A 9,680-nucleotide genomic window follows, 5' to 3' on the forward strand; every position below is an offset into this window, starting at 1 on the left:
CCGACTCGGTCGGCGATTACAAGACGCTGCCGGGGCCCTCTCCGTCGCGAAAGATGAGGCGCAGGCGATGGCCCGCTTCATCCTCGACCACGACGTCGATATCGCCCTCTCCCATCGTCTCCAGGTCGATCACGGCTGCACGCAGACCCTGGAAGAGCTCACCGGGAGCCTGACGCGCTATCCCGTCGTCCCGATCATCATCAACTCGGTTGCGCCGCCCTTCGCCCCCTACCGGCGGGTCCGCCGGCTCGGCGAGGTGGTCGGCCAGTACATCGCCACGCTCGACAAGCGCGTGCTGATCGTCGGAACCGGCGGCCTCTCCCACGAGCCTCCCGTCCCCCTGCTCGACGGGGCGCCGGAGGCCGTCGGGGAATTCCTGATCTGCGGGCGCAATCCGACGCCGGAGGCCCGCGCTGCCCGGCAGGAGCGCACCATCGCCGCCGGCAAGATCTACGGCACCGCCCTGTCGGCGCAGACGCCGCTCAATGCCGAATGGGATCAGGCTTTCATCGATCTGCTGCTCGGCGGGCGTCTCGCGGCCGTCGACGATTTCAGCATCGAGGACATCTCCAAGGAAGCGGGCCGCTCCACCCACGAGGTGCGCACCAGGGTCGCCGCGTTCGCCGCGCTCGCCGCGGCCGCGGGCCCTACCAAGCCCGCCGCGATTATTACCGGCCGATCAACGAATGGATCGCCGGCTACGGCGTGATGAGCGCCGAACCGCGCTGACAGCGACAGGCCGCGCCCGGCAGAGGCGATCGGAGAACATCATGTTGGACAGACCCAGAACGACGCCCACCGAGGCGGAACTCGTCGCGCGCGCCGAGGCCATGATCCCGTGGCTGCGGCAGAAGGCCGATGCCGTCGAGAAGGCCCGCATGGTGCCGGCCGATACCATCGCGGCCTTTCAGGACGCCGGCTTCTTCCGCATCCTCCAGCCGCGGCGCTGGGGCGGATACGAGATGAGCCCCAATGTGCTCAACCGGGTGCTGATGGAGCTCGGTCGCGGCTGCCCGTCGAGCGCATGGAACGTCATGGTGCTCGGCGTCCACCCCTTCGAAGTGGGCCTGCTCGATCCGCAATGCGGCGACGAATTGTGGGGCGCGGACTCGAGCCGTCTGGTCTCCTCGTCCTACGCTCCGTTCGGGACCGTGACGGCCGTCGAGGGCGGCTATGTCCTGAACGGCGAGTGGCTGACGTCGAGCGGGTGCGATCACGCCGACGGCGGCGCCTTCCTGGGTGGCCGGCTGACCGAGAACGGCGAGACGGTGTTCCGCTCCTTCTGGGTTCAGACGCGCGATTTCGAGATCGTGGACGATTGGTTCGTCGTCGGGTTGGCCGGCACCGGCAGCAAGAAGCTCGTCGTGAAGAATGCCTTCGTGCCCGCTTATCGCAGCCACATCATCGCGGATTATGGAGAGAAGAGCCATGGACACGTGGCCAATCTCTACAAGATGCCGTTCTTCTACGTGTTCTATGCCGCGGTCTCGTCCGTCATCGTCGGCATGGCGCGCGGCATGGTCGATCTTTACATCGAGCACATGAAGCCGCGGCAGAACCTGAACCAGGCCGTCGGAGCCGCGGTCAACGACCCCTTCATCAAGGCGCGCCTCGGCGAGGCCTCCGCCAAGATCCTCGGCGCGGCCACCCGCATCCTGCACAACACGGACGAAGCCTGGAGCTATGCCGCGCGCGGCGAACTCGTGCCGCTCGACGTTCGGGTCCGCCATTTCGCCACCAATCAGTTCACGGGGGGCGAATGCTTCGAGGCCGCGCACATGATCTTCAAGAAGACCTCGACGCGCGGTGTCTGGCTGAACAATCCGATGCAACGCCAGCTCCGGGACATTCTCGTCGGCGCCAACCACATCACCCAGAACCAGGACAATATCGGCGATCTCCTCGGCGGGCAGCTTCTCGGCAATGCCATGCCGGCGGCCAATCCGTTCGGCGTCCGGCCATGAGCGCCGACCTCTCCGCCGTGCGCGGACACATCAACCAGCGGCTCGATTGGGCGTCGAACGATCGGCTCGGCCTGCTGCCGACCGTTCACGCCGACGATCACCGGCTCGGCCTGCGGCAGCTCGCCGCCGGCGTCTCGATCATCACCACCCGCGCCGGCGAGGCGCCGGTCGGCCTGACCGCGACCGCCGTCTGTTCGGTCACCGTCGATCCGCCGCGGCTGGTGGTGCTGGTCAACAAGAAGGTCGCCGCGGCCGATGCCATCCTTGCAAGCGGTGCGCTGTGCATCAACGTGCTGTCGGCGGATCAGGCGCACCTCGCCAAGGTGTTCGCCGGCATGGTCGAGGGCGTCTACGGCCCGGCCCGTTTCGACCACGGCCGCTGGCGGAGCCGGGTGACCGGCGCGCCCGTGCTCGAAGGGGCGCTCGCGACCTTCGATTGCCGGGTCGTCAAGGTGTTCGACGAGAGCACGCACCACGCCCTGCTCTGCGATGTGCTCCACGCCTCCGAACCTCTGGGTGGAGAGCCCCTGATCTATGTGAACGGCACCTTCTGCCGCGTCAGCCCTCTGGAATCCTGCGAATGAGCGAAGCCTTCACGGAATCGGCCACCAGCCGCTTCGTCCGCGTGCGCGAAGGCGCGGGCGAGCTCAACATCCACTACAACGACTGCGATCCCGGCGGCCGCTGCGGCACCGTCGTGATGCTGCACGGTTCGGGTCCCGGCGCGTCGGGATGGGCCAACTTCCACCGCAACATCGAGCCGCTGACGAATGCCGGCTTCCGCGTTCTCCTGGTCGATTGTCCGGGCTGGAGCAAGAGCGACACCATCGTCAGCACCGGCTCGCGCTCGAACCTCAACGCCCGCGTTCTGGCGGGTGTCGTCGATGCGCTGAAGCTCGACCGCGTCGACATCGTCGGCAATTCGATGGGCGGCCACAGCGCGGTCGCCTTCGCGCTCGACCATCCCGAGCGGGTCGGCCGGCTGGTTCTGATGGGCGGCGGCACCGGGGGCGCGAGCCCCTTCGTGCCGATGCCGACCGAGGGCATCAAGCTCCTCAACGCCGTCTACCGCGCGCCGACCATCGAGAACCTGAAGGCGATGATGAACATCTTCGTCTTCGACCCGGGCCGGCTCACGGAGGAACTGTTCCAGGCGCGCCTCGAAAATCTGCTGAAGCGCCGCGATCATCTCGAAAGCTTCGTCCAGAGCCTCGACCTCAATCCCAAGCAATTCCCCGATTTCGGCCCCCGCCTTGGAGAGATCAACGCCCCGACGCTGGTCGTGTGGGGCCGCAACGATCGCTTCGTGCCGTTGGACGCGGGGCTGCGGCTGATCGCGGGCATCCCGAATTCCGAGCTGCACGTCTTCAACGCCTGCGGCCACTGGGTCCAGTGGGAGCACCACGAGGCGTTCAACGCGCTGGTGCTCGGCTTCCTGACGAGGTGACCGGGATGACAGCCGAGACCACCATCGCCGCGGCGGACCGCCTCCATGAGGCGGCACGGAGCGGCACTCCTTGCGAGCCGGTGCGCGACCTCATCGGGCTCGACCTCGAGGCCGCCTATCAGGTCCAGTTCCACAACACACGGCGGGCGACGGACGCCGGTCGACGGCTCGTCGGCCGCAAGATCGGCCTCACGTCGCGCGCGGTGCAGCAGCAGCTCGGCGTCGATCAGCCGGATTTCGGGGTGCTCTTCGCCGACATGGAATATGGCGACGGCGAAGAGGTCGCCTTTGACCGCCTGCTTCAGCCCAAGGCGGAGGCGGAGATCGCCTTCGTCCTCAAGGCGGACGTGCTCGCGCCGGACGCGACCCCGACCGAGGTCTGCCGGGCGGTGGATTATGTGGTCCCCGCGATCGAGATCGTCGGAAGCCGCGTCAGGACCTGGGATATCCGCATCTCGGACACCATCGCCGACAATGCCTCGAGCGGCTGCTACGTGATCGGCGGACCCCCGCGGCGCCTTGAAGGCCTGGACTTGCCGGCGCTCGGCATGGTGCTCGCGCGCAATGGGACCGCCGCCTCTTACGGGAGCGGCGCCGCCTGCCTCGGAAATCCGCTCAATGCGGTGGTCTGGCTCGCCCGCACCTGCGCTGCGCTCGGCATGCCGCTCAGGGCCGGAGACGTGGTGTTGAGCGGGGCCCTCGGTCCGATGGTACCGGTCGCCCCCGGCGACCGTCTCGAAGCCCGCATCGCCGGCCTCGGTGCCGTGTCGGTCGCCATCGGCGCGGCCGCTCTCTCGGAGAAAAACCCATGACGGCGGGAAAATTGAAGGCTGCGATCATCGGCTCCGGGAACATCGGAACCGACCTCATGATCAAGATCATGCGGATGTCGCAACATCTCGAGATGGGCGCGATGGTCGGTATCGATCCCAACTCGGACGGCCTCGCCCGCGCGGCCCGCCTCGGCGTTCCGGTGACCCACGAGGGCATCGCCGGCCTCACCCGCCTGCCGCATTATCGCGACATCGCGGTGGTGTTCGATGCGACCTCGGCCAAGGCGCACATCGCCAACGACGCGATCCTGCGCAAGGACGGCAAGAAGGTCATCGACCTGACGCCGGCCGCGATCGGCCCCTTCACCATCCCGGCCGTCAACGGCGAAGCGAGCCTCGATGCGCCGAACATCAACATGGTGACCTGCGGCGGTCAGGCGACCATCCCCATGGTCTATGCGGTCCGCCGCGCCACCGATCGCGTGATCTGGGGCGAGATCGTCGCGTCGATCGCCTCGCGCTCCGCCGGGCCCGGCACCCGCGCCAACATCGACGAGTTCACCGAGACGACGTCGAAGGCGATCGAGGTTCTGGGCGGCGCCGAACGGGGCAAGGCGGTCATCATCCTCAACCCCGCCGAACCGCCCCTCATCATGCGCGACACGGTCTTCACGCTGAGCCAGGGCGGGGATCGCGATGCCATCGAGGCCTCCATTCTCGACATGGTCGCGAAGGTCCAGGCCTACGTGCCGGGCTACCGGCTCAAGCAGAAGGTGCAGTTCGAGGTCATCGGCGACAATGCGCCTGTGCGCATCCCCGGTCTCGGCCCCGCCACGGGGCTCAAGACGACCATCCTGCTCGAGGTCGAGGGCGCCGCGCATTATCTGCCGGCCTATGCCGGCAACCTCGACATCATGACCTCGGCCGCCCTGGTGTCCGCCGATCGCTGGGCGGCCCGGATCCTTGCGAAGGAGGCCGCCTGATGGCCCGACCCGACCCGACCAAGCTCTACGTCCAGGACGTCACCCTGCGCGACGGCATGCACGCGGTCCGCCACCAATACGACCTCGAGACCACGCGGGCGATCGCCCGCGCCCTCGATCGGGCGAAGGTCGACGCCATCGAGATCAGCCACGGCGACGGGCTCAGCGGCGGCACCTTCAATTACGGCTTCGGCGCCCATGACGATCTCGAATGGATCGCCGCCGTGGCCGAGGCATGCACGCACGCGGTGGTCACCGTGTTGCTCCTGCCCGGCATCGGCACGGTGCACGATCTCAAGGCCGCCTACGAAGCCGGTGCCCGCTCGGTGCGCGTCTGCACCCATTGCACCGAGGCCGACGTCTCGCGCCAGCACATCGAGGCGGCGCGGGCGCTCGGCATGGACACCGCGACCTTCCTCATGATGGCGCACATGATCCCGCCGGAGGCGTTGGCCGAGCAGGCGAAGCTCATGGAGAGCTACGGCGCGGAATGCGTCTACGTGACGGATTCCGCCGGCGCTCTGCTGCCGGAGGACTATACCGCGCGGGTTCGGGCGCTGCGCGACGCCCTGAAGCCCGAGACCGAGATCGGCGTCCACACCCACCACAATCTCACCCTCGGCGTGGCGAACGCCGTCGCCGGCATCGAGGCCGGCGCGGTGCGGGTGGACGCCTCCCTCGCCGGCATGGGGGCCGGGGCCGGCAACGCCCCGCTCGAGGCGCTGATCGCCGTTTTGAACCGCAAGGGCATCGAGACGGGCTGCGATCTGAACGCCCTGATGGATGCCGCCGACGATCTCGTCCGCCCGCTCCAGGACCGTCCGGTGCGGGTCGACCGGGCGAGCCTCTCGCTCGGCTATGCCGGGGTCTATTCGAGCTTCCTGCGCCACGCCGAGAACGCCTCGCGGCTCCACGGCGTCGACACCCGCGATATCCTCACCGAACTCGGCCGCCGTCGCATGGTCGGCGGGCAGGAGGACATGATTCTCGACGTCGCCCTCGACCTTGCCGTGCGCCGGGACGCCGCCGCCTGATTGATCACCCGCGCGGGTGCCTCTTAGGCCCCGCGCGCCACGCTCGCCCAATCTCGAACCGCCGGGCCCAAGGCCATCGGCGGACACAAGAATAAGCGGCTGCAACGCGCCGCGCTGACCGGAGGAAATGCCGTGACGAAGACCATGACTGCGTCCGCCGAAAGCGGGCGCGTGCTCCTTTACGTATTCCTGGCGGCCATCATCGAAGGGTTCGACCTTCAGGCCGCGGGCATCGCCGCGCCCAAGATCGGGCCGGCCTTCCAGATGTCGCCGCAGCAGATGGGGCTGTTCTTCTCGTCGGCGACCTTCGGCTTGATGTTCGGCGCCCTCGCGGGCGGCGCGATGGCCGACCGCTGGGGGCGCCGCGCCGGGCTCACGTGCGCCCTCGCCGCCTTCGGCTTCGCCTCGATCGCGACCATCTTCGCGAACTCGGTCGACTCGCTCATCGTGCTGCGCTTCGTCACCGGCCTCGGCCTCGGGGGCGCCCTGCCGAACCTTGTCTCCATCGCCGCGGAGGCGGTGGGACCGGAGCGCAAGGGCCGCGCGGTGGCGCTGATGTACGCCGGAATGCCGCTCGGCGCGGCGGTCGCGAGCCTCGTCGCGCTCCTCGGGCTTCACGGTGGGGATTGGCGGTCCATCTTCCTGGTCGGCGGTCTCTTGCCGCTGGTGCTCGTGCCGTTCATCTATCTCGGCCTGCCCCCGATGAAGATCACGACGCCCACGACCGGGCGCAAGATGCCGTGGACCGTCGTATTCCGGCGGGATGCGATGGCGGCGACGATGCTGCTCTGGAGCGCGTTCTTTCTCGGTCTCCTCGTCGTCTACCTGTTGATGAACTGGCTGCCGCAACTGCTCGTGGCGCAGGGTTTCTCGCGGGACGAGGCGTCGCTTGCCCTCATTCTCTACAGCCTCGGGGGAGCGGCCGGCAGCCTACTCGGCGGCCGGGTTTTGGACAGCGCCCACCGGGTCGCCGCGATCGGCGCCAGCTTCGCCTTCGTCGCGGCCGTCCTCGCCCTGCTCGCCCTTCTCGCGCCGGCACTCACGACGATGCTTGCCACGGTGACGCTCGCCGGGATCGGCGTTCTCTGCGTCCAGTCGATCCTCTACGGGATCGCGCCGCAATGCTATCCGACCGAGATCCGCGGCACCGGCGTCGGCGTGGTGGTGGCGGTCGGGCGGCTCGGGTCGATGGTCGGCCCGCTTCTCGCCGGCCTCCTGGTGGCGCAGGGCAGCACCCCGAGCGGCGTGATGCTGATGCTGGTGCCGGTCATCCTCGCCTGCGGCGTCGGCACGCTCGCCCTCGTCGGACGACGCTTCCGCCCGGTCTTCGCCTGATCGGCCCCGACCATCGCCATCGGGCGCGGCTCGGTCCGCGCGTGATGCCGGACGCCCGCCGCCCGCTCCCGAGGCTCTCATTTGCGCCGGGGGCGGACGGGGTTAGTCTGGCGCCATGGATCCGATCCGCATCCTCCTCGTCGACGATCATCCGATCGTGCGCGAAGGTTATCGGCGGCTGCTCGGCCGCCAGCCCGGCCTGTCGGTCGTCGCCGAAGCGGGCGACGGGACGGAAGGCCTCGCGGCGTTCGTGGAGCATGCGCCGGACGTCGTGCTCATGGATCTCGCGATGCCGGGCGGGGGTGGCCTCGCCGCGGTCGAGGCGATGCTGGCGAAGGACCCGGCGGCGCGCATCATCGTCGTCTCCATGCACCAGGGGGTGATCTTCGCCCGCAAAGCGATGGCCGCCGGCGCCCGCGGCTTCGTCTCGAAGAGCAGCCCGCCCGACGAACTCGTCCGCGCGATCTCGGCCGTGATGTCCGGGCGGCGCGCGTTGTCCGCCGACATGGCGCAGGAATTCGCCCGCGACGCCTTCGACGGCGGCGGCCTCGCGAGCCTCACGCCGCGCGAGCGCGATATCCTCCTCCTGCTCGCCCGGGGCAGGAGCGGCCGCGCCATCGCGCAGGATCTCGGCCTCTCCTCGAAGACGGTGCAGAACAACCTGTCGCTGATCCGGGCGAAGCTCGGTGCGAGCGGCGACGCCGATCTGGTGCTCAAGGCGCAGCGCGCCGGCTTCATCGACGCGCCGTGATGCGCCGGCTCCTTCCCCAACTCGTCCTTCGGGTGCTCCTGGCCGGGCTGGTGACGGTGCTGATTGCGGCCCTCTGGGTGGTGAAGGATACGGCGGCGGCGGCCCGCCGCGACGCGCGGACCACCGCGACCCGGGTCGCCGACGCCATTGCGGCGCGGCCGAGCTTCGAAGGGCTCGCGTTCGGCGGCGTCGCGCCGACACCGGTGTTCCGGGACTGGCAGCAATTTCCGGCCTGGACGCTGATCGCGCCGGGCATCTGCGTCGAACTCGGGCCGCGCGATCAGCCGGTCCACCGCCGCTGTGGTCCCTATGTCGCTTCGGAGACCGAGCCGCCCGTCTGGTTCGTCGCCCTCGCCGGGACGCTCGGCCTCGTCCCCGCGCCGTTCTCGGTGCCGGTGCGCACCCGCTACGTCACCGACGTCACGGCGACCGCGATCGCCGATCCCGGGGTGATCATCGCCCGCGCCTGGGCGCGCACCGCCGACCTGATGGGCGTCGCCGTGGCGATGGCGATCGGCGGCGCGGTGCTGACGGGTCTCCTCGTGATGCGCCTGCTCGCGCCCTTCCGCACCATTCTGCGCGGCATCGAGCGCCTGCAACGCGGCGACTTCGCCGCCCGTCTGCCGCGGCAGCGCGTCGCCGAATTCGACGCCTTGAGCACGGCGCTCAACGACACGGCGGCGACGCTCGCGGACGCCCAGGCGATGCGTACCGAGCTGACGCGCCGCCTCTTCACCGTCCAGGAGAGCGAGCGCCGGGCCTTGGCACGCGAACTCCACGACGAGTTCGGCCAATGCCTCACCGCCACCCGCGCGCTGGCCGCCGCGATCGCCCAATCGGGCGAGTCGACCGCCGAGGACGGCGCGCGGATCGGGGAGATCACCGGGCAGATGATGGCGGGCCTGCGCGCCGAGCTTGCGCAGCTTCGGCCGCCCGATCTCGACGATCTCGGCCTGCGGCCGGCGCTCGAACGGCTCGTCGCCGATTGGCGCAGCCGGCTGCCGCACATCCGCTTCACGCTGACGGTGACGGGCGACGTCGATGCCGTGTCCGATGCTCTCGCCCTCAGCCTCTACCGGATCGCGCAGGAATGCCTGACCAACGCGATCCGCCACGGCGCGCCGAAGGCGGTCGCGCTCGTGATCGAGGTCGGCGACGCCATCGAGCTCAGGGCGACCGACGACGGGGCCGCGCGGCATGACGCCCCGACGGACGCGGGCTACGGTCTCCTCGGCATCCGCGAGCGGGTCGACGCCCTCGGCGGCACCTTCGCGCTCACGCCGACCGCGACCGGCATGGAGGCGGTGGCGCGCCTGCCGCGCTGATCCGGGTGATCTTCCCGGGTCGGCCGGGAAGCCCTCTCTGGCGCCGCCGCTCGTCCGCGCTCACCCTC

At 69.5% G+C, this 9,680-nt stretch carries 10 protein-coding genes; all 10 read left to right on the forward strand.

The window, feature by feature from the left end:
• The first annotated feature begins 67 nt into the window (after window positions 1-67).
• The 10 genes from F0357_RS20225 (at window position 68) to F0357_RS20270 (ending at window position 9,612) form a co-directional block, all read left to right on the forward strand.
• Window positions 68-709, forward strand: coding sequence for a DODA-type extradiol aromatic ring-opening family dioxygenase (locus F0357_RS20225; protein ID WP_376767846.1), 642 nt, complete (start codon window positions 68-70; stop codon window positions 707-709).
• 61 nt (window positions 710-770) lie between these two features.
• Complete coding sequence (locus F0357_RS20230; RefSeq protein WP_153488602.1) at window positions 771-1,964, forward strand: acyl-CoA dehydrogenase family protein; 1,194 nt, start codon at window positions 771-773, stop codon at window positions 1,962-1,964.
• Window positions 1,961-2,548 carry a flavin reductase family protein gene (locus tag F0357_RS20235; protein ID WP_153488605.1) on the forward strand — a complete coding sequence of 196 codons (588 nt, stop codon included), beginning with the start codon at window positions 1,961-1,963 and terminating at the stop codon, window positions 2,546-2,548. The genes F0357_RS20230 and F0357_RS20235 overlap by 4 nt, the downstream gene beginning before the upstream one ends.
• On the forward strand, window positions 2,545-3,411 hold the full coding sequence (locus F0357_RS20240; protein ID WP_208948503.1) for an alpha/beta fold hydrolase: 867 nt from the start codon (window positions 2,545-2,547) through the stop codon (window positions 3,409-3,411). Before F0357_RS20235 ends, F0357_RS20240 begins: the two co-directional genes overlap by 4 nt.
• Window positions 3,412-3,416: 5 nt before the next feature.
• Window positions 3,417-4,223 (forward strand): 2-keto-4-pentenoate hydratase, encoded by an 807-nt coding sequence (gene mhpD / locus F0357_RS20245; protein WP_153488615.1) that lies wholly within the window; start codon window positions 3,417-3,419, stop codon window positions 4,221-4,223.
• Window positions 4,220-5,167, forward strand: coding sequence for an acetaldehyde dehydrogenase (acetylating) (locus tag F0357_RS20250; protein WP_153488618.1), 948 nt, complete (start codon window positions 4,220-4,222; stop codon window positions 5,165-5,167). The genes mhpD and F0357_RS20250 overlap by 4 nt, the downstream gene beginning before the upstream one ends.
• Complete coding sequence (dmpG, locus tag F0357_RS20255) at window positions 5,167-6,201, forward strand: 4-hydroxy-2-oxovalerate aldolase (RefSeq protein ID WP_153488630.1); 1,035 nt, start codon at window positions 5,167-5,169, stop codon at window positions 6,199-6,201. The genes F0357_RS20250 and dmpG overlap by 1 nt, the downstream gene beginning before the upstream one ends.
• Window positions 6,202-6,333: 132 nt before the next feature.
• Window positions 6,334-7,536, forward strand: coding sequence for an MFS transporter (locus F0357_RS20260; protein ID WP_312861754.1), 1,203 nt, complete (start codon window positions 6,334-6,336; stop codon window positions 7,534-7,536).
• Between the two features lie 115 nt (window positions 7,537-7,651).
• Window positions 7,652-8,287 (forward strand): response regulator, encoded by a 636-nt coding sequence (locus F0357_RS20265; protein ID WP_153488633.1) that lies wholly within the window; start codon window positions 7,652-7,654, stop codon window positions 8,285-8,287.
• Window positions 8,287-9,612, forward strand: a complete 1,326-nt coding sequence (locus tag F0357_RS20270; RefSeq protein WP_153488636.1) for a histidine kinase — start codon at window positions 8,287-8,289, stop codon at window positions 9,610-9,612. Before F0357_RS20265 ends, F0357_RS20270 begins: the two co-directional genes overlap by 1 nt.
• Window positions 9,613-9,680 lie beyond the last annotated feature (68 nt).

The organism is Segnochrobactrum spirostomi (assembly GCF_009600605.1).
In the GTDB taxonomy this organism is placed as follows: Bacteria; Pseudomonadota; Alphaproteobacteria; order Rhizobiales; family Segnochrobactraceae; genus Segnochrobactrum; species Segnochrobactrum spirostomi.